The following is a 21,277-nucleotide window of genomic DNA, read 5'->3' on the forward strand; positions in this document are numbered from 1 at the left end:
AGTGTCTCTGATCGCTTCTGACCACTTCCGCATCGTTGTCGGCCTCGGCAAGAGCGGCATGTCCCTGGTTCGCTTCCTGGCGAACCGGGGCACGTCGTTTGCCGTGGCGGACACGCGGGAAAATCCACCGGAACTGGCCACGCTCAAGCGTGACTATCCGCACGTGGAAGTGCGTTGTGGCGAGCTGGACGTCGAATTCCTCTGCCGTGCCGACGAGCTCTACGTGAGCCCCGGCCTGGCGCTGGCGACCCCGGCCCTGCAAGCCGCTGCGGCCCGTGGCGTGAAACTGTCCGGCGACATCGAGCTGTTCGCGCGTAACGCGCGGGCGCCGATCGTGGCCATCAGCGGTTCCAACGCGAAAAGCACCGTCACCACCCTGGTCGGCGAGATGGCGGCTGCGGCCGGCAAACGCGTCGCCGTCGGCGGCAACCTCGGTACTCCGGCGCTGGATCTGCTCAGCGACGACGTCGAGCTGTACGTGATGGAATTGTCGAGTTTCCAGCTGGAAACCACCGACCAGCTCAACGCCGAAGTGGCGACCGTGCTGAACATCAGCGAAGACCACATGGATCGCTACAGCGGTCTGCCGGCGTACCACCTGGCCAAGCACCGGATCTTCCGGGGTGCCAGGCAGTTCGTGGTCAACCGTCAGGATGCGCTGACCCGTCCGTTGATGGGCGAGGGCCAGCCGTGCTGGACCTTCGGCCTGAGCAAACCGGATTTCAAGGCCTTCGGTATTCGCGAAGAAGATGGCGAGAAGTACCTCGCGTTCGAATTCCAGAACCTGATGCCGGTGCGTGAGCTGAAGATTCGCGGCGCGCATAACCAGTCCAATGCCCTTGCGGCGCTGGCGCTGGGGCATGCCGTGGGCTTGCCGTTCGACGCCATGCTCTCGGCCTTGCGCACCTTTGCCGGTCTCGAACATCGCTGCCAGTGGGTACGTGATCTCGACGGCGTGGCGTACTACAACGATTCCAAAGCCACTAACGTTGGCGCCGCTCTGGCGGCCATCGAAGGCCTCGGTGCGGACATCGACGGCAAGGTCATCCTGATCGCCGGCGGTGATGGCAAGGGTGCCGAATTCAACGATTTGCGTGATCCGGTGGCGGCCAACTGCCGCGCCGTGATCCTCATGGGGCGCGACTCCGACAAGATCGGCGCAGCCATCGGTGATGCCGTGCCATTGATTCGCGCGACCTCGCTGGTCGACGCCGTTGCGCAATGCCGCGCCGCCGCCCAACCGGGTGACGTGGTGCTGCTGTCGCCGGCCTGCGCCAGTTTCGACATGTTCAAGAATTATGAAGACCGTGGTCACCAGTTCGTCCGCGCTGTGGAGGATCTGGCATGAGCCTGTTCAATATCATCAAGCCGTACCCGTCGCCGATCATCACCGGGCGCGGCATCGACCTGGATTTCCCGATGCTTGCCGGTTGCCTGGCGCTGCTTGGTCTCGGGTTGATCATGATCGCCTCGGCGTCCACTGAAGTGGCAGCCGCACAGTCGGGCAGTCCGCTGTATTACATGATCCGCCACCTTATTTATGTGGTGCTGGGCCTGGGCGCGTGTGTCATCACCATGATGATTCCGATCGCCACTTGGCAACGTCTCGGCTGGCTGATGCTGCTCGGTGCGTTCGGCTTGCTGGTGATGGTGATCATTCCCGGCATCGGCCGAGAAGTGAACGGTTCGATGCGCTGGATCGGTTTCAGCTTCTTCAACGTGCAACCGTCTGAAATCGCCAAAGTGTTCGTGGTGATCTACCTCGCCGGTTATCTGGTGCGGCGTCAGAAGGAAGTGCGCGAGAGCTGGATGGGCTTCTTCAAGCCGTTCATCGTGTTGCTGCCGATGGCCGGCCTGTTGCTGATGGAGCCGGACTTCGGTGCCACCGTCGTGATGATGGGTGCTGCGGCGGCGATGCTGTTCCTCGGCGGGGTCGGGCTGTTCCGCTTCTCGCTGATGGTGGTGTTGGCGGTCGGCGCCGTGGTGCTGTTGATTCAGATGCAGCCGTATCGAATGGCGCGTCTGACCAACTTCGCTGACCCGTGGGCTGACCAGTTCGGCGCCGGCTATCAACTGTCGCAAGCCTTGATCGCGTTCGGTCGCGGTGAGTGGCTGGGCGTGGGCTTGGGCAACAGCGTGCAGAAGCAGTTCTACCTGCCGGAAGCGCACACCGACTTCGTGTTCTCGGTATTGGCTGAAGAACTCGGTGCGGTCGGTTCGTTGTGCACCGTCGCGCTGTTCGTGTTCGTGTGTATTCGCGGCATGTACATCGGCTTGTGGGCCGAGAAGGCCAAACAGTTCTTTGCCGCTTATGTGGCTTACGGCCTGTCGTTCCTGTGGATTGGTCAGTTCCTGATCAACATCGGTGTGAACGTCGGTCTGTTGCCAACCAAGGGTCTGACCTTGCCGTTCCTCAGTTACGGCGGTAGCTCGTTGGTGATCTGCTGTGCCTGTCTCGGCTTGTTGCTGAGGATCGAGTGGGAGAGTCGAACCCACCTGGGCAGTGAAGAGATGGAATTCCATGAGAGCGACTTCGCCGAGGAGCCGAATCATGGGCGCTAACGTATTGATCATGGCCGGCGGAACCGGCGGCCACGTGTTCCCGGCGCTGGCCTGTGCCCGCGAGTTTCAGGCGCGTGGCTACACCGTGCACTGGCTCGGCACGCTACGCGGGATCGAGAACGAACTGGTGCCGGCGGCAGGTCTTGAACTGCACCGCATCAACGCTACCGGCCTGCGTGGCAAGGGCAAGCTGTCGCTGCTCAAGGCGCCGTTCATGCTGCTCAAGTCGGTGTGGCAGGCGCGCGCGATCATTCGTCGCTTGAAGCCAGTGTGTGTGGTCGGTTTCGGTGGTTATGTGACTGGCCCTGGCGGCCTCGCCGCGAAACTGGCCGGCGTGCCGGTGATCGTTCACGAGCAGAACGCCGTCGCCGGCACCGCCAATCGGTTGCTGGTGCCGTTCGCCGCCCGAGTGTGTGAAGCGTTCCCCGACACCTTTACTCTGTCGGACACCCGCCGTACCACCGGAAACCCGGTGCGCAGCGAGCTGTTCCTCGACACATCGCGACCAGCCCTGGCCGGTCGCAAAGCGCGTTTGCTGATCCTTGGCGGAAGCCTGGGCGCAGAACCGTTGAACAAATTGCTGCCTGAAGCTCTGGCCCAAGTCGCTGCCGATTTGCGCCCGGAAGTGTTTCATCAGGCCGGCAAAAACCACGATGAAGTGACTGCAGAGCGCTACCGCGCCGCCGGCGTCGATGCGCAGGTGCAGCCGTTCATCAAAGACATGGCCCAAGCCTATGGCTGGGCTGACCTGGTGGTGTGCCGTGCAGGCGCGTTGACCATCAGTGAGCTGGCTGCCGCCGGTCTGCCCTCGATGCTGGTGCCTTTGCCCCACGCGATCGACGATCACCAGACTCGCAACGCCGATTATTTGGCCCGTGAAGGCGCTGCCTTCCTGATGCCGCAAAGAACGACTGGTGCCGCGGACCTTGCCGCGCGCCTGACAGAGGTCTTGATGCAACCGCAACGACTCGAAGATATGGCCCAAGCGGCCCGCCGTCTGGCGAAACCCGATGCCACCCGTAGCGTGGTCGATACCTGTCTGGAGGTGGCCCATGGTTGAGAATCAGAAAGCCATGCCGCAACCGGAAATGCGCCGCATCCGTCGCATCCACTTCGTCGGCATCGGCGGCGTGGGCATGTGCGGTATCGCCGAAGTGTTGTTGAACCTGGGCTATGAAGTGTCCGGTTCCGACCTGAAAGCTTCGCCGGTCACCGAGCGTCTCGAATCGTTCGGCGCACACATCTACATCGGCCACCGCGCCGAGAACGCCGCGACCGCCGATGTACTGGTGGTGTCGAGCGCTGTGAACACCTCCAACCCGGAAGTGGCGACTGCGCTTGAGCGCCGCATTCCAGTGGTGCCGCGTGCGGAAATGCTCGCTGAACTGATGCGCTATCGCCACGGCATCGCCGTCGCCGGTACCCACGGCAAAACCACCACTACCAGCCTGATCGCTTCGGTGTTCGCCGCCGGTGGTCTGGATCCGACCTTCGTCATCGGTGGTCGTCTGAATGCTGCGGGCACCAATGCCCAGCTCGGCACCAGCCGCTACCTGATCGCCGAAGCCGATGAAAGCGATGCGAGCTTCCTGCATCTGCAACCGCTGGTGGCCGTGGTTACCAACATCGACGCCGACCACATGGCGACCTACGACGGCGACTTCAACAAACTGAAGAAAACCTTCGTCGAGTTCCTGCACAACCTGCCGTTCTACGGTTTGGCGGTGATGTGCCTGGACGACCCGGTGGTGCGCGAAATCCTGCCGCTGGTGAAACGTCCGACCGTGACCTACGGCTTCAGCGAAGACGCTGACATCCGCGCGATCAATGTGCGCCAGCAAGGCATGCAGACCTTCTTCACCGTGCTGCGCCCTGACCGCGAGCCGCTGGATGTTTCCGTGAACATGCCGGGCAACCACAACGTGCTCAACTCGCTGGCGACCATCTGCATCGCGTCCGACGAGGGCGTCAGCGATGAAGCCATCGTGCAGGGCCTGTCGGGTTTCCAGGGTGTCGGTCGACGCTTCCAGGTCTACGGCGAACTGCCGGTGGACGGCGGCCACGTGATGCTGGTCGACGACTACGGTCACCACCCCACCGAAGTCGCGGCCGTGATCAAAGCCGTGCGCGGTGGCTGGCCGGAGCGCCGTCTGGTGATGGTCTATCAGCCGCACCGTTACAGCCGCACCCGCGATCTGTACGACGACTTCGTCAATGTACTGGCCGACGCCAACGTGCTGCTGTTGATGGAAGTCTATCCGGCCGGTGAAGAGCCGATCCCCGGTGCCGACAGCCGCAAGCTGTGCAACAGCATCCGCCAGCGCGGTCAGCTCGACCCGATCTACATCGAGCGTGGCGTTGATCTGGCACCGCTGGTCAAGCCGCTGCTGCGTGCCGGCGACATCCTGCTGTGCCAGGGCGCTGGTGATATCGGCGGTCTCGCGCCGAAGCTGTTGAAAAGTGAATTGTTCGCTGGCGCCGTGGCGGCGTCGGTCGAGGGGAAGTTGAAATGACTGCTGCCTACGCCAAGTTGTTTTCCACGATCGCGCCGAAAGACTTCGGCCGCGTTGCCGTGCTCTTTGGCGGCTTGAGCGCCGAGCGTGAGGTGTCGCTGAAATCCGGTAATGCCGTGCTCGACGCGCTGCAAAGCGCTGGCGTGGACGCGTTCGGCATCGACGTTGGCGACGACATTCTGCAACGTCTGCTCAGCGAAAAAATCGACCGTGCCTTCATCATTCTTCACGGCCGTGGCGGTGAAGACGGCAGCATGCAGGGCCTGCTCGAAGTGGCGGGCATTCCGTACACCGGCAGCGGCATTCTGGCTTCGGCACTGGCGATGGACAAACTGCGCACCAAGCAGGTCTGGCACAGCCTCGGGATTCCGACGCCGCGTCACGCCGTGCTGTGCAGCGAAGCCGATTGTATTTCGGCGGCGACGGAACTGGGCTTCCCTTTGATCGTCAAACCGGCGCATGAAGGTTCAAGTATCGGGATGGCCAAAGTGAGTTCTGCGTCCGAGTTGATCGACGCATGGAAAGCGGCCAGTACCTACGATTCGCAAGTTTTGGTTGAGCAATGGATTCAAGGTCCGGAGTTCACCATCGCCACCCTGCGTGACCAGGTGTTGCCTCCGATCGCCCTGGGTACACCGCACACGTTCTACGACTACGACGCCAAGTACATCGCCAACGATACCCAGTACCGCATTCCCTGCGGGCTGGATGCCGCCAAGGAACAGGAACTCATGGAGCTCACGGCCAAGGCCAGTGAGGCGCTGGGTATCGCCGGTTGGGGCAGGGCGGACGTGATGCAGGACGCTGACGGGCAGTTCTGGTTCCTCGAAGTGAACACCGCACCGGGCATGACCGATCACAGTCTGGTGCCGATGGCGGCCCGTGCGGCCGGTCTGGATTTCCAGCAACTGGTACTGGCCATTCTGGCCGCCAGTGTTGAAGACGCTAGAGGTTAAGACGATGCAAGGCGCTCAGCTCCGACATCAGCCTCCCGCACCCGGCCGCAAGCCGGTGCCACGGGGTGCCAGCCGTATGGTGGCGAAAGAGCCGATGTCCGCGCGCCTGCCGAAAGCCAATTTTGGTTTTCTGAAAAGCCTGTTCTGGCCGGTGCTGTTGGTTGTGCTGGGCTTTGGGACGTACGAAGGGGCAACGCGTTTGCTGCCGTACGCCGACCGGCCGATCACCAAGATCGCCGTGCAGGGCGACCTGAGCTACATCAGTCAGCAAGCGGTGCAGCAGCGGATCGCCCCGTTTGTGGCGTCGAGCTTCTTCACCATCGACCTGGCCGGGATGCGCACCGAGCTTGAGCAGATGCCCTGGATCGCCCACGCCGAAGTGCGTCGGGTGTGGCCGGATCAAGTGGTGATCCGCCTCGAAGAGCAACTGCCTGTGGCGCGATGGGGTGACGAGTCGTTGCTGAACAACCAGGGCCAGGCGTTTACGCCCAAGGAGCTGGCGAACTACGAACACCTGCCACAGCTGTTCGGCCCACAACGGGCCCAGCAGCAAGTGATGCAGCAGTATCAGGTGCTGAGCCAGATGCTGCGGCCGTTGGGCTTCTCGATTGCGCGCCTGGAATTGCGTGAACGCGGCAGCTGGTTCCTGACCACCGGTGCCGGCAGTTCCGGCACCGGCATCGAGTTGCTGCTGGGACGCGGCAACCTGGTGGAAAAGATGCGCCGCTTTATCGCCATCTATGACAAGACGCTTAAAGACCAGATTACGAACATTGCGCGCATCGATCTGCGCTATGCCAACGGCCTTGCTGTTGGCTGGCGGGAACCTGTAGCGCCGACGACAGACAAACCCGCTGTCGCAAAGAATTAAGAAGAGGCAGGACCCATGGCAAACGTGCAAAGCGGCAAAATGATCGTCGGTCTCGATATCGGCACCTCCAAGGTGGTGGCGCTGGTCGGCGAGGTCTCCGACGACGGCTCGCTGGAAATCGTCGGGATCGGTACCCATCCGTCCCGTGGCCTGAAGAAGGGCGTGGTGGTCAACATCGAATCCACCGTGCAATCGATCCAGCGCGCGATCGAAGAAGCCCAACTGATGGCGGGCTGCCGCATTCACTCGGCGTTCGTTGGCGTGGCGGGCAATCACATCCGCAGCCTGAACTCCCACGGCATCGTCGCGATCCGTGATCGCGAAGTCAGCTCGGCTGACCTTGAGCGCGTCCTCGACGCCGCCCAGGCCGTGGCGATCCCGGCTGACCAGCGTGTGCTGCACACCCTGCCGCAGGATTACGTGATCGATAACCAGGAAGGCGTTCGTGAGCCACTGGGCATGTCTGGCGTGCGTCTGGAAGCCAAGGTTCACGTGGTCACCTGCGCCGTCAACGCTGCACAGAACATTGAAAAATGCGTGCGCCGCTGCGGTCTGGAAATCGACGACATCATTCTCGAGCAACTGGCCTCGGCCTACTCGGTACTGACCGACGACGAAAAAGAGCTGGGCGTGTGCCTGGTCGACATCGGCGGCGGCACCACTGACATCGCGATCTTCACCGAAGGTGCGATTCGTCACACCGCGGTGATCCCGATTGCCGGTGATCAGGTGACCAACGACATCGCCATGGCGTTGCGCACTCCGACCCAGTACGCCGAAGAAATCAAAATCCGCTACGCCTGCGCCCTGGCGAAACTGGCCGGTGCCGGTGAAACCATCAAGGTGCCAAGCGTCGGCGACCGTCCACCGCGCGAACTGTCACGTCAGGCCCTGGCCGAAGTGGTCGAGCCGCGTTATGACGAACTGTTCACGCTGATTCAGGCAGAGCTGCGTCGCAGCGGCTACGAAGACCTGATCCCGGCCGGCATCGTCCTCACCGGTGGCACCTCGAAAATGGAAGGCGCCACTGAACTGGCCGAAGAAATCTTCCACATGCCGGTTCGTCTGGGCGTGCCGCACGGCGTCAAAGGTCTGGATGACGTAGTGCGCAACCCGATTTATTCCACTGGCGTTGGCTTGTTGATGTACGGCCTGCAAAAGCAGTCCGACGGGATCTCGTTCTCGGGCATCGGCAGCCGCGACAGCTACAGCAACGAAGAGCCACAGGCGCCGTTGCTGGACCGATTGAAGAAGTGGGTTCAAGGCAACTTTTAAAAGCAGCTGGAAGCGTCAAGCTTCGAGCGGCAAGCAGTAGCAGTAGATGCACCGCGACAAAAATGCAGTAGGCGAAAAAACTAGAGAATGTAAGGAGAGGGAAAATGTTCGAACTCGTAGACAACATCCCCGCAAGCCCGGTAATCAAAGTTATCGGTGTCGGCGGTGGCGGCGGCAACGCTGTCAACCACATGGTCAAGAGCAACATCGAAGGCGTTGAATTCATCTGCGCCAACACCGATGCTCAAGCGCTGAAAAACATCGGCGCGCGTACCATCCTGCAACTGGGCACTGGCGTGACCAAAGGCCTCGGCGCCGGCGCGAACCCTGAAGTCGGCCGTCAGGCTGCTCTGGAAGACCGCGAGCGTATTGCCGAAGTGCTGCAGGGCACCAACATGGTGTTCATCACCACTGGCATGGGCGGCGGTACCGGTACCGGTGCTGCACCGATCATCGCCGAAGTGGCCAAGGAAATGGGCATTCTGACCGTTGCGGTCGTGACTCGTCCGTTCCCGTTCGAAGGCCGCAAGCGTATGCAGATCGCCGATGAAGGCATCCGCATGCTGTCCGAAAGCGTCGACTCGTTGATCACCATTCCTAACGAGAAGCTGCTGACCATCCTCGGTAAAGACGCAAGCCTCTTGTCGGCTTTCGCCAAGGCCGACGATGTACTGGCCGGTGCCGTTCGCGGTATCTCCGACATCATCAAGCGTCCGGGCATGATCAACGTCGACTTCGCCGACGTGCGTACCGTGATGAGCGAAATGGGCATGGCGATGATGGGCACTGGCTGCGCCAGCGGTCCGAACCGTGCACGTGAAGCCACCGAAGCGGCCATCCGCAACCCGCTGCTGGAAGACGTGAACCTGCAGGGCGCACGCGGCATTCTGGTGAACATCACCGCCGGTCCTGACCTGTCCCTGGGTGAGTACTCCGACGTGGGTAGCATCATCGAAGCCTTCGCTTCCGAGCACGCGATGGTCAAGGTCGGTACCGTTATCGATCCGGACATGCGTGACGAGTTGCACGTGACTGTGGTTGCCACCGGTCTGGGCGCGAAAATCGAGAAGCCTGTAAAGATCATCGACAACACCGTTCACACTTCCATGGCTTCCGCTCAGGTGCAACAACCGGCTGCGGCCCGTCAGGAAGCGCCAGCGGTCAACTACCGTGATCTGGACCGTCCGACCGTCATGCGCAACCAGGCTCAGGCCGGTGCTGCGGCTGCCGCGAAGATGAATCCGCAAGATGATCTGGACTACCTGGACATCCCGGCATTCCTGCGTCGTCAGGCCGATTGATGGAATGTATCAGGGCTATGAAGGTGATTGGTGTTCAGCAAAGGCATGGTCTGCTATCATCGCCAGCCTTTGTTGATACCAGTTCGCAATTTGCGCTGAAGCGGCCCAAGCCATGATTAAACAACGCACACTGAAAAATATTATCCGTGCCACAGGTGTAGGCCTGCACTCCGGTGAGAAGGTCTATCTGACCCTCAAGCCTGCGCCTGTCGACACTGGCATTGTGTTTTGTCGCGCTGACCTCGACCCTGTGGTGCAGATCCCTGCCCGCGCGGAAAACGTCGGTGAAACCACTATGTCGACGACGCTGATTAACGGCGACGTGAAAGTGGACACGGTAGAGCACTTGCTCTCGGCCATGGCTGGCCTGGGCATCGATAACGCCTACGTCGAGCTCTCCGCGTCCGAAGTCCCGATCATGGATGGCAGCGCTGGACCCTTCGTATTCCTGATTCAATCGGCAGGCCTGGAAGAACAGGACGCCGCCAAGAAATTCATCCGCATCCTGCGTGAAGTGACAGTGGAAGATGGCGACAAGCGCGCCACTTTCGTCCCTTTCGAAGGGTTCAAGGTGAGCTTCGAGATCGATTTCGATCACCCGGTTTTCCGGGACCGCACCCAAAGTGCAAGCGTGGATTTTTCCAGCACTTCGTTCGTAAAAGAAGTCAGCCGCGCCCGTACCTTTGGTTTCATGAGTGATATCGAGTACCTGCGCAAGCACAACCTCGCACTCGGCGGCAGCGTTGAAAACGCAATCGTGGTCGATGCCGATGGCGTGTTGAACGAAGACGGCCTTCGCTATGAAGACGAATTCGTGAAGCACAAGATCCTCGATGCCATTGGCGACCTGTACCTTTTGGGTAACAGCCTGATTGGTGAGTTCAAAGGCTTCAAGTCCGGTCATGCACTGAACAACCAGCTGTTGCGCAAGTTGATTGAGCAAACAGATGCTTGGGAAGTGGTGACGTTCGATGACGCCAGCACCGCACCAATCTCTTACATGCGCCCGGTTGCGGCGGTGTAAGTAAAAAACCTCTCTAGTTTTTTGAAGGCCATCCTCGGATGGCCTTTTTTTATGCCTGCAATTTCTCTAGTGCCTGATCTGGCCCATCGCTGGCAAGCCAGCGATGGGGCCGTTGAGGCCAATACATCTGTCAGGTTGCGATTACCACCCGATTGCGCCCACCTTCCTTGGCCTGATACAACGCTTTGTCCGCCGCAAACAACAGCTGCTCCAGCGTCATCTCACTCGCCGACGTCCAGGTCGCGATGCCAATACTTACCGTCATCGGCCGCTCAGCCCCCTCGACCAACGGCAACTGCTCCACCGCCTGTCGAATATGCTCGGCAATCTGCTGCGCCCCATGACCGTCGGTCTCAGCCAAAATCACCGAAAACTCCTCGCCGCCATACCGCGCGACCAGATCCGCCGGCCGCCGCACATTCGCCGTGATCACCATGGCCAGCTCACGCAGCGCCTGATCCCCGGCCTGATGTCCGTGGCGATCATTGAACGCCTTGAAGTGGTCGGCATCGATCATCATCACCGACATCGGCTTGCCCGAACGCTGGGCCCGAAACCATTCGTGACGCAGCGCCTGATCGAGCATCCGACGGTTGGCGACACCGGTCAGCGCATCAGTGGCTGCCAGTTGCGCCAGTTCGTGTTCGGCGCGCTGGCGTCGGCGCAGTTCGCGGGCCAGCAGCCAGGTCAGCCACAGCAAACCCACGCAGAGCACGCCGGTGGCGCCGCTGATCAGGATCGCGGTGCGGCGCCAAGTGGCGAATACTTCATCGCTGGATAGCGCGACCATCACCGTCAGCGGCAGGTTGCCGACGCGCGAATAGGTATAGAGACGCTGCTGATGATCCATGCTCGAGGTGCTGCTGAAACTGCCGTTGCCGTCCTTGTCGCGCAGTATGCGAATGACATTGGGCCGATTGCCGAAGCTCTTGCCGATCGAATCGCTTTGCAGATAAGGCTTTTGCGCCAGCAGGACGCCGTCGTTGTCGATGATGTTCAGCGTGCTGCCCTTGCCGATGTCGAGGCTTTTGAACAGTTGATCGAAGTAGTCGAGCTTCATCGACGCCACCGCCACCCCGACGAATTCGCCGGTGTCCGAGGAAATGCGCCGGCTGAAACTGATGCGCCATTGATTGGCTTCGTCGCAGTCGCAACGGGTCTTGAACGGCCGGCTGATAAACATGCCGACATCGCGATTGAAGGCGTGGGCAAGGAAGTAGTCGCGGTCGGCGAAATTGCCCGGTTTCGGTTCGACCCGCGAAGAGTCGGCGAGCACGTCGCCATGCTTGTCGAGGAGCAGGATGTCGCCCTTGAAACGTGCGGTGGTGGAACGGTCGAACAGCGCCAAGTGGCGGACCTGCGGAGTGACATCGCGCAAATCATCGCGCTGGGCGGCGGCGATCAGGCCTTGCAGGGTCAGGTCGTAGAGTTCGACGGTGCGCAACACATCGGCGTCGATCAACTGGGCGATGGTGGTGGCGCTGCGGGTCGCCGATTCCTGAGCGTTGGCGTGCTCGCGGATCAGCAGAAAGGTGACGATGCATAAAATCGCGATCACGGTCAGCGAGCTGCCGCAAATCAGCAGCAGTTCGGGGCGTCCGGTCTTGCCCGAAACCGGAGGGGTACGGCTCGCGATCATGATGGGGTTATCGATTAGGGGATCTTATAAGCGTAGTTGCACAAACACTGCGGGGGATAACACTAAAACAGATCTACTGTGGCGAGGGGATTTATCCCCGCCGGGCTGCGAAGCGGCCCCAAAAAAGGGTCTGCTGCGCAGCCCATCGGGGATAAATCCCCTCGCCACAAAAAACATTCCAATCAAAATTTGTATCAGATCGCAACTGATTTGTTGCTGATCTTAGAAGACGTTGATCGGGTAGTCGATGATCACGCGGTATTCATCCGTGTCCGAATCAATCGCGCCGTAGCCGTTGCCGCCACGGTTGGTCGCCCATTGCAGGCGTACCGCCAGGTCTTTCGCCTGGCCGCTTTGCACGACATATTTGAGATCGATATCGCGCTCCCAATGCTTGGCATTGCGCCCTTCAGCGCTGTACCAGTTGGAATAGCCCTTGCCGTCAGGATCGACCTTGGTCAGATCCACCGTCCCGCGCGAGTACGACACCGCCGACGTCAGCCCCGGATAACCCACACCGGCGAAGTCGTAGGCGTACTTGAGTTTCCACGAGCGCTCATTCGGGCCGTTGAAGTCCGAGTACTGCTGCGAGTTGTCGAGGTAAACGCTGTCGCCCTGGCTGATGTAGTCGAACGGCGTGTTGCCGTTGACCCGCTGATACACGGCGGTGACGCTGTGGCTGCCGACACCCACGGTGAAATGCAGGCTGTAGGTGTTGTTGTCGATATTGCCGAGCAGCGCATCGCCGGTGTCTTGCGTGTGATAGAAGTGCAGGCCCGGGTTGAGGCTGACCAGATCGTTCAACTGCCAGGTGTAATCCAGGTCGTAGTAGTACTGGTTCCAGATGTCCTTCAGCTCAGAGGCGTAAAGGCTGCTGGTCAGGCCTTCGACACCGCTCCAGGCCACGCCGGCCCAGTTCAAGTGCTGGCTCTCATCGCCATCGGCCAGGGTGCCGTAGGAGGTGCCGATGCGCGTGTGACCGCTCTGGTTGTACGGCTTGGTGAAGCTGGCCTGACCGCCCTCGATCAACCAGCCATCGAAGCTGTGGTTGGCCAGGCTCACACCACGAAACGTCTGCGGCAGCATGCGCGTGTCACCGCCGGCAATCACCGGATTGGTGAGGAACAGATCACCGGCCTTCAACTCGGTATCGAACGCACGCATTTTCAGTGTGCCACCGGCGGTGGAGAAAGCTCCCGGTGCTTTGCCGCCATTTTCTCGGACCGGCAGGATGCTCGAACCGTCCGTGCCGCCACCGCCGTCGAGTTTCAGCCCGAGCATGGCGTGGGCATCGATGCCGAAACCGACCGTGCCTTCGGTGTAACCCGATTGGAAGACCCCGAGAAAGCCCTGGCCCCACTCGATGTTGTCGTCCGCGTGCTGCAAGCGGTTACGATTCATGTAGTAGTTGCGGGCGTTGAGGTTGAGGCTCGAACCTTCGACGAAACCTTCTTTGGCAGGCTCGTCAGCGTGAACGGCAGGGGCAATCGTTGCGGCAATTGCAATGAACAACGGGGTGAAACGGACTGGGTAACGCACGTGCAATGGAGCTCCTTGGGTCAACTGGCGCCTCTATATTTTGAGGCGCTCGATGTTTCTTGTTGTTACAGACGAACCAAACGGCTTTCAGACCACAACGAAAAAAGGCCGCTGAACGGCAGCGGCCTGGAATGACGACGGTTGAACGGGAAGAGCCAAACAACCGCGTCGAGGGAAACGGTGCGGTGCGCGACTCAGCTGTCTTTTTCCAGCGATTGAGCCTGGGACGTTGCAGCCTGAGGGGCCTGCGTCGCGTCTTTGGCCTTGGCCATCATTTCTGCCTGATGCTGGTCATACGCTTGAGCGCGGGCAGAGTTCTGCGCCACGAACGCGTGGGATTCTTCAGCCATCGCCAACGGCGACAGGATCAATGAGGACAAAACGAAAGCGCTGGCAATACCCATACTGTTGGACATCTTGAAAACCTTCTCGCTTGGCGAGTGTGCTGTTTGGTGCGGGCAAAGATAAGGTTGCCGGGCGACGGGAAACAGCGCGATTTTCATAAATGACTGTTACAGCACAAGCAAAGATCACCCCCTCACCCCAGCCCTCTCACCCAATGGGGCAAGGGGGAAAGGGAGCAGATTGGGGGCTTTTCAAAGCCTGAGTTCGACTCGATATTTCAATGTCAGTCAAAAGCCCCTCACCCCAACCCTCTCCCGGAGGGAGAGGGAGCTGACCGAGGTGTCTGGCGTTGTACATCGACCTGAAAGATCGAGTCGATTATGGATTCGGTAAATCAAGATCAGGTCGGTGCACATCTGCAGCATCCCCCAATCAGTCCCCTCTCCCGGAGGGAGAGGGAGCTGACCGAGGTGTCTGGCGTTGTACATCGACCTGAAAGATCGAGTCGATTATGGATTCGGTAAATCAAGATCAGGTCGGTGCACATCTGCAGCATCCCCCAATCAGTCCCCTCTCCCTCCGGGAGAGGGTTAGGGTGAGGGGCTTTTCAGAACGGCAAATACATCCCGAAAGTATTCATCCCCCGATCACTGCGCACAAACACATCCCCGCCATGCATCAGCGCAATCGCCTTGACGATCGCCAGCCCCAATCCATGGTTATTGCCGCTGTTACTGCGCGACGCATCCACTCGATAAAACCGCTCGAACAAGCGTGGCAAATGTTCACTGGCAATCGGCGAGCCGGGGTTGGCGACGCCGATACTCACTTGATGTTCCTCAACCTCAATCCGCACCTCGATCACCTGACCTGGCCCGGTGTGCTGCACCGCATTGCTCAGCAGATTGATCAACGCCCGACGCAAATGCGCGACCTCGATCTGCACCAGCGCATCACCACTGACCTGCACCTCAACCTGCGCATCTTCAAGAATGAAATCCAGATACTCCAGTGTCGTCGCCACCTCATCAGCCAGCGAAGTCGAGGTGAGTTTGGTCGCCTTGTTGCCCTGATCGGCACTGGCCAGAAACAGCATGTCGTTGATGATCGAACGCAGCCGTTCCAGCTCTTCCAGATTCGATTGCAGCACTTCAAAGTAGTGTTCGGCAGAGCGCCCACGGGTCAGCGCCACTTGGGTCTGGCCGATCAGATTGGTCAGCGGCGAGCGTAACTCATGGGCGACGTCGGCGTTGAACGACTCCAGTCGCGAGTAGGCCAGTTCGACCCGTTCCAGCGTCGAGTTGAACGAGTCGACAAACTGCTCCAGCTCCGGCGGCAGCGGTGACAAACGCAAGCGCCCGGCCCGCAGCGGCGGCGCCAGACGTTGGGCTTCATGGGAGAGTTTGATCAGCGGTTTCAGGCCGATCCGCGCCACCCAGTAACCCAGCGCCGAGGCCATCAACACACCGACAATCGCCAGCCCGATCAGGGCGATCAACAGGTTGTGCTGAGTCTCGTGAAACGTCTCGGTATCAATGCCGATCATGAAGCGCAGCGGCGGCCGCTGGTCCTTGGCCGGCAACTCGGTCAGCAGCACTTTCAGCGGATAAGGATGCTCGGCCAACTGCAGGTCATGCATGCCCAACGGGCCTTGGGCGAAGGCACGAATCGCCGCATCGGGTTGACCGTATTCGTAACCCGGATCGCCGCTCACCACCCAGAACCGAATGCGCTTGTCCTCTTCGCCGAGCAGCTTCAACTTGGCGGTGATCTTCGCCCAGTGCTCCGGGGTGCCGAAGCGATTGAGCGCCGATTCGAGCACGCTGTATCGCGCATCCAACTCGGCTTCCGGCAGCAGGCCCAAGCCTTTATCGACCTGCTGATAGAGCGCACCGCCGATCAACAGAAACACCAGCAACGCCACCAGCGTGAACATGCCACTGAGGCGCAGGGCAATCGAATTACTGGACACCACGGCTCTCCAGCACATAACCCATGCCGCGAATGGTGTGCAGCAGTTTCTCGTCGAACGGCCCGTCAAGCTTGGCGCGCAGGCGTTTGATCGCAACTTCGACGACGTTGGCATCGCTGTCGAAATTGATGTCCCAGACCATCTCGGCAATCGCGGTTTTCGAGAGGATTTCACCCTGGCGGCGAGCCAATACGCTCAGCAGCGAAAACTCTTTGGCGGTCAGATCCAGGCGCGTGCCGGCGCGGGTGGCCTTGCGGCTGATCAAATCTATCCACAGGTCGGCGATGCTCACTTGCACCGGTTCATGGCCGCCACTGCGCCGGGTCAGCGCTTGCAGGCGCGCGACCAGTTCAAGGAAGGAAAACGGTTTGCCGAGGTAATCGTCGGCACCGTCGCGCAGGCCTTTGATGCGGTCTTCGACGCGCTCGCGAGCGGTGAGCATGATCACCGGGGTCTGCTTGCGCGCCCGCAATGCGCGCAGCACGCCGAAGCCATCGAGGCCCGGCAACATGACGTCGAGGACAATAACCGCGTAGTCGCTTTCCAGCGCCAGATGCAGACCCTCGACGCCGTCGCGGGCCAGATCCACGGTGTAACCCTGTTCCGTCAGACCGCGGTGCAGATAATCCGCGGTTTTTTCCTCGTCTTCGATAATCAGAACGCGCATGACCCTGCCTCAGTCTGTGGTCGCCAGTGCCGGTGCGGGCGTTGGGGCTGGTGGGTGTGAGTGCCGGTGAAACAGCCGCTCAAGCCACAAGTATATGACTGGAGTGGTAAACAACGTCAGCATCTGGCTGACCAGCAAGCCGCCGACCACCGCGATCCCCAGCGGTTGGCGCAACTCGGCGCCGGTGCCGTAACCGAGCATCAGCGGCAGCGCGCCGAGCAGGGCGGCGAGGGTGGTCATGATGATCGGCCGGAACCGCGTGATGCATGCCTCGAAAATTGCATCCTGCGGCGACAGCCCTCGATGGCGCTGCGCCTCCAGCGCGAAGTCGATCATCAGGATGCCGTTCTTCTTGACGATACCGATCAGCAACACCAGGCCGATCAACGCCATGATCGAAAAGTCCTGGCCGCAGATCCACAGCATGATCACCGCGCCCAAGCCTGCCGCCGGCAATGTCGAAATGATCGTCAGCGGGTGTACGAAGCTTTCATAAAGCACACCGAGAATGATGTACACCGCCACCAGCGCCGCGAGAATCAGCCACGGCTGACTTGCCAGCGAACTCTGGAACGCCTGCGCCGCACCCTGAAAATTGCCGCTGATCGCCGTCGGCATGCCGATCTCGGCCTTGGCCTGATTAAGCAGAATCACCGCATCACCCAACGCCACGCCGGGCGCGAGGTTGAACGACAGGTTGGCGGCGGGGAACATGCCGTCGTGGGCAATCGACAACGGGCCAATGGTCGGCGCATCAAATTTGGCCAGCGCCGACAACGGCACCATCTCGCCACTCAGCGGTGAGCGCAGATAGAAATAGTTGAGGCTTTCGGCCTTGCCGCGCTGCTTGGTGTCCAGTTCCAGAATCACGTTGTACTGGTTGACCTGGGTCTGGAATTCATTGATCTGGCGTTGACCGAAGGCGTCGTACAGCGCCTCGTCGACATCGCTGGCGGTCAGGCCAAAACGCGCGGCGGCGCTGCGGTCGATGCTGATGTGGGTGATGCTGCCGCCCAGTTGCAGGTCGTTGGAAATGTCGCGGAATGCAGGGTTGCTGCGCAGTTTTTCCGTGAGGCGTTGCGTCCATGTCGCGAGGGTCGCGCCGTCATTACTCTTGAGCACGTATTGATATTGCGCACGGCTCGGCCCGGAGCTGAGGTTGATGTCCTGGCCGGCGCGCAGGTACAGCACGATGCCGGGGACTTTCATCAGTTGCGGACGGATGCGGTCGATGAACTGGCTGGCTGAAACATCACGGTCACCGCGTTTTTTCAGGGCGATCCAGAAGCGGCCGTTGGCGATGGTCTGGTTGCTGCCGGAGACACCGACTGAATGGGAAAACGCCTGAACCGCCGGATCAGCGGCGACGATTTCGGCCATGGCCAAGTGTTTTTTCACCATGTCGCCGTAGGAAATATCCGCAGCGGCTTCAGTGGTGCCGAGGACGAAACCGGTGTCCTGCACCGGGAAGAAACCCTTGGGGATAAAGATGTAACCGCCGATGGCCATTGCCAGCGACAAACCGAATACGCCGATCATCAATTTCTGATGGGCGAGGGCGCGGCGCAGGCCTCGTTCATACCAGCCGAGCAGGCGTTCGCTGAAGCCCGGTTTGTCGTGGGCGTGGTGCACCGGTTTGCGCATGAACAGTGCGGCGAGCGTAGGCGCGAGGGTCAGCGACACCACCACGGAAATCATGATGGTCGAGGTCGCGGTCAGGGCGAACTCCTTGAACAGTCGCCCGACTACGCCGCCCATGAACAGCAGCGGAATAAACGCCGCCACCAACGAGAAACTGATCGACACCACAGTGAATCCGATCTCGCCTGCGCCCTTGATCGCCGCTTCGCGCATGTCGTCGCCGGCCTCCAGATGCCGGTGGATGTTTTCCACCACCACAATCGCATCGTCGACCACAAACCCCACGGCCACCACGATCGCCACCAGCGTCAGGTTGTTCAGGCTGAAGCCGAGGATGTACATCAAGGCGAAACTGGCGATCAGCGACACGCCGAGCACTGCCGACACGATAAGGGTCGCCGACAGCTGGCGCAGGAACAGCGCCATCACCGCGACCACCAGCATGATCGCGATCAACAGGGTGATTTCGACCTCATGCAGCGAGGCGCGAATGGTCTGGGTGCGGTCGATCAGGGTTTTCACTTGCACCGAGGCCGGCAACATCGCTTCGAGGCCGGGCAGGGCGGCTTGAATGCGGTCGACGGTTTCAACGATGTTGGCGCCGGGCTGGCGCGAGATCACCAGGTTCACCCCGGGTTGGTCACCGGCCCACGCTTGCACGTAGGCATCTTCCGAACCGTTGACGACTTTGGCGACATCGCGCAGGTGAACCGGGGCGCCATCCTTGTAGGAAACGATGAGTTGGCTGTAGTCCTCAGGATGGAACAACTGGTCGTTGGTCGACAGCGTCGAGATGCTCGATTCACCGTACAGCGCACCTTTGGCGAGGTTGAGGCTGGTCTGTTGAATCGCCAGACGAATGTCGGCGAGGGTCAGGCCGATCGCCGCGAGTTTGTCCGCCGAGGCTTGCACACGAATCGCCGGACGTTGCTGACCGGTGATGTTGATTTGGCCTACGCCGTCGATCTGGCTGATCTGACGCGAGAGCAGGGTTTCCACCAGGTCGCTGAGTTCGGTGCCGGGCATCTGCGTCGAGCTGACGCTGAGGATCAGCACCGGGCTGTCGGCCGGGTTGACCTTCTTCCAGGTGGGCAGCGTCGGCATGTCCTTGGGCAGTTTGCCGGCGGCGGTGTTGATCGCCGCCTGGACTTCTTGCGCGGCGGTGTCGATGCTTTTATCGAGGGTGAATTGCAGGGTCAGCAGGCTTGAGCCCAGCGCACTGCTTGAAGTCATCTGGGTCATGCCGGGGATGGCGCTGAATTGCACCTCCAGCGGCGTGGCCACGGATGAAGCCATGGTGTCGGGGCTGGCGCCCGGCAACTGCGCGGAAACCTGAATCGTCGGAAATTCCGCTTCCGGCAGTGGGGCAATCGGCAAGCGCGGGAAGGCAATCAAACCGACCAGCACCAGAGCGATGGTCAGCAGGATTGTGGCGACCGGGTGATCGATGCACCACGTGGAGACGCCTTTGTGCGCCTTCATGGTTTTGGCTCCGCTTGCACCACCTGCGCCGGCTCGGTCATCACTTGCACGGTCGAGCCGGGCTTGAGCCGCGACTGGCCGTCGGTGACCAGCACGTCACCGGCCTTCACGCCTTTGATGATGTCCTGGCCGCTGCCTTGGTAAACCATCTGCACTTGTACGGCTTCGACCTTGTCGCCATTCACCCGGTAAACGAAGTGTTGGTCGAGGCCACGTTGTACGACGGTGGGTGGGACGACCAGCGCATCTTTGTCGAGGGCTGTCTGAATTTTTACCGTGACCAACAGGCCGGGCCAGAGCTTCTGGCTGGCGTTGTCGAATTTGGCCTTGGCGCGGATGGTGCCGGTGTTGGCGTTGATCTGGTTGTCGATCAGGGTCAGGTGACCTTCGCCGAGCAGGTTGCCGGTTTCGCCATCAGTGTCGGCGCCGATGTAGGCCTTGACCTGGGCGCGTTGCGGATCGTTGATCAGGCCTTGCAGGGTCGGCAGCATTTGCTGGGGCAGGGAAAACTCAACGGCGATCGGGTCGATCTGGGTGACGGTGAACAGGCCGGCGGTGTCGGTCATGCGCAGGAAGTTGCCTTCGTCGACTGTGCGAATACCGACGCGGCCGGTGACCGGAGAGCGGATCTGCGTGTAGGAAAGTTGTACCTGCGCGGCATCAATCGACGCCTGATTGCCTTGGGCGGTGGCTTTGAGTTGGTTGACCAAGGCTTGTTGCTGGTCGTAGGTCTGTTTCGAGATGCCGTCGTCGACGGTGAGCAGTTTGTAGCGTTTGAGGTTGACCAGGGCGACTTGCAATTGTGCCTGGCTTTCGCCCAGTTGGGCGCGGGTCTGGTCGAGGCTGGCGCGGATGGAGCGGTCGTCGATGGTGGCCAGCAGGTCGCCTGTTTTGACCAGTTGGCCTTCTTTGACGAGGATTTTGGTGAGGATGCCGTCTATTTGTGGGCGCACTACCACGCTGTGCAGGGAGAGTACGGAGCCGATGCCGCTGGTGTAGCGGGGGACGTCTTTTTCGCTGACCGCGATGACTCGCACCGGGATGGCCGTGGGGGTGGCGAGTTTGGTCGGGGCGGGTTTCAGGGCGTACCACAGACCTGCGCCTGCGAGGACGATCAATAGGGTGGCGAGCAGGGCTTTGTTCTTTTGGATTCGCATGCGGGGTGGGCGCCGGACGGATTTTGGGCAGGGTTAGGGTCTTTATAAACTTGTTTGGGGGTCAGGAGGGTGACGGCTGGCTGTCGGCGCTGTCAGTTTCGTTGGGTACATATCCGTTGTTGCGGGTGTTGCTGATTACGGTTCCGCCCTTACGGCGGGTCACTTTTTCCAGACGCCGAAAAAGTAACCAAAAAGGCTTGCTCCTACGTGCGGCCCGCTCGCTGGGGCTCGGGGTTCCTTCGCTCCGGGATCGATCCGGGCGCAGCGCCTACGGTTTGCTTCGCTGCACCTCCTCTCGCTGTGTTTGGCTGCGCCAAACGGTCGCTGCGCTCC

The 21,277-nt window shown here is 60.6% G+C and carries 16 protein-coding genes; 9 read left to right on the top strand and 7 right to left on the bottom strand.

The features are described from left to right. The first annotated feature begins 1 nt into the window (after nt 1). From murD to lpxC, 9 genes are all read left to right on the top strand, one after another. Nucleotides 2–1,348, top strand: a complete 1,347-nt coding sequence (gene murD / locus EJA70_RS16020) for a UDP-N-acetylmuramoyl-L-alanine--D-glutamate ligase (protein WP_158831940.1) — start codon at nt 2–4, stop codon at nt 1,346–1,348. Next, nucleotides 1,345–2,562 carry a putative lipid II flippase FtsW gene (gene ftsW / locus EJA70_RS16025; RefSeq protein WP_008082773.1) on the top strand — a complete coding sequence of 406 codons (1,218 nt, stop codon included), beginning with the start codon at nt 1,345–1,347 and terminating at the stop codon, nt 2,560–2,562. The genes murD and ftsW overlap by 4 nt, the downstream gene beginning before the upstream one ends. Beyond that, on the top strand, nt 2,552–3,622 hold the full coding sequence (murG, locus tag EJA70_RS16030) for an undecaprenyldiphospho-muramoylpentapeptide beta-N-acetylglucosaminyltransferase (RefSeq protein ID WP_158831942.1): 1,071 nt from the start codon (nt 2,552–2,554) through the stop codon (nt 3,620–3,622). Before ftsW ends, murG begins: the two co-directional genes overlap by 11 nt. Then, nucleotides 3,615–5,075, top strand: a complete 1,461-nt coding sequence (gene murC, locus EJA70_RS16035; protein ID WP_158831944.1) for a UDP-N-acetylmuramate--L-alanine ligase — start codon at nt 3,615–3,617, stop codon at nt 5,073–5,075. Before murG ends, murC begins: the two co-directional genes overlap by 8 nt. Then, a complete protein-coding gene (locus EJA70_RS16040) occupies nt 5,072–6,031 on the top strand; it encodes a D-alanine--D-alanine ligase (protein ID WP_008082769.1) in 960 nt (319 codons plus the stop codon). Before murC ends, EJA70_RS16040 begins: the two co-directional genes overlap by 4 nt. 4 nt (nt 6,032–6,035) lie before the next feature. Then, nucleotides 6,036–6,902: a cell division protein FtsQ/DivIB gene (locus EJA70_RS16045; RefSeq protein ID WP_158831946.1), complete on the top strand. Its 867-nt coding sequence runs from the start codon at nt 6,036–6,038 to the stop codon at nt 6,900–6,902. Between the two features lie 15 nt (nt 6,903–6,917). Continuing rightward, nucleotides 6,918–8,177 (top strand): cell division protein FtsA, encoded by a 1,260-nt coding sequence (gene ftsA / locus EJA70_RS16050; protein WP_008082764.1) that lies wholly within the window; start codon nt 6,918–6,920, stop codon nt 8,175–8,177. Between the two features lie 104 nt (nt 8,178–8,281). Then, entirely contained in the window at nt 8,282–9,478 is a 1,197-nt protein-coding gene (ftsZ, locus tag EJA70_RS16055; protein WP_158831948.1) for a cell division protein FtsZ, read from the top strand. A gap of 112 nt (nt 9,479–9,590) precedes the next feature. Further along, nucleotides 9,591–10,502, top strand: a complete 912-nt coding sequence (lpxC, locus tag EJA70_RS16060) for a UDP-3-O-acyl-N-acetylglucosamine deacetylase (protein ID WP_008082763.1) — start codon at nt 9,591–9,593, stop codon at nt 10,500–10,502. A gap of 130 nt (nt 10,503–10,632) precedes the next feature. On the opposite strand, the gene EJA70_RS16065 is transcribed toward lpxC, so the two are convergent. From EJA70_RS16065 to EJA70_RS16095, 7 genes are all read right to left on the bottom strand, one after another. Further along, complete coding sequence (locus tag EJA70_RS16065) at nt 10,633–12,141, bottom strand: sensor domain-containing diguanylate cyclase (protein ID WP_158831950.1); 1,509 nt, start codon at nt 12,139–12,141, stop codon at nt 10,633–10,635. A gap of 222 nt (nt 12,142–12,363) precedes the next feature. Then, complete coding sequence (locus EJA70_RS16070) at nt 12,364–13,680, bottom strand: OprD family porin (RefSeq protein ID WP_158831952.1); 1,317 nt, start codon at nt 13,678–13,680, stop codon at nt 12,364–12,366. Nucleotides 13,681–13,874: 194 nt separating this feature from the next. Further along, nucleotides 13,875–14,096 carry a hypothetical protein gene (locus tag EJA70_RS16075; protein ID WP_158831954.1) on the bottom strand — a complete coding sequence of 74 codons (222 nt, stop codon included), beginning with the start codon at nt 14,094–14,096 and terminating at the stop codon, nt 13,875–13,877. 536 nt (nt 14,097–14,632) lie between these two features. After that, a complete protein-coding gene (locus tag EJA70_RS16080; RefSeq protein ID WP_158831956.1) occupies nt 14,633–15,997 on the bottom strand; it encodes a heavy metal sensor histidine kinase in 1,365 nt (454 codons plus the stop codon). After that, nucleotides 15,987–16,664 (bottom strand): heavy metal response regulator transcription factor, encoded by a 678-nt coding sequence (locus EJA70_RS16085; protein WP_007916978.1) that lies wholly within the window; start codon nt 16,662–16,664, stop codon nt 15,987–15,989. The genes EJA70_RS16080 and EJA70_RS16085 overlap by 11 nt, the downstream gene beginning before the upstream one ends. Nucleotides 16,665–16,673: 9 nt before the next feature. Further along, entirely contained in the window at nt 16,674–19,787 is a 3,114-nt protein-coding gene (locus EJA70_RS16090) for a multidrug efflux RND transporter permease subunit (protein WP_158831958.1), read from the bottom strand. After that, entirely contained in the window at nt 19,784–20,944 is a 1,161-nt protein-coding gene (locus EJA70_RS16095; protein WP_158831960.1) for an efflux RND transporter periplasmic adaptor subunit, read from the bottom strand. The genes EJA70_RS16090 and EJA70_RS16095 overlap by 4 nt, the downstream gene beginning before the upstream one ends. Nucleotides 20,945–21,277 lie beyond the last annotated feature (333 nt).

The sequence above is a fragment of the Pseudomonas sp. PB103 genome (assembly GCF_009764635.1).
In the GTDB taxonomy this organism is placed as follows: Bacteria; Pseudomonadota; Gammaproteobacteria; order Pseudomonadales; family Pseudomonadaceae; genus Aquipseudomonas.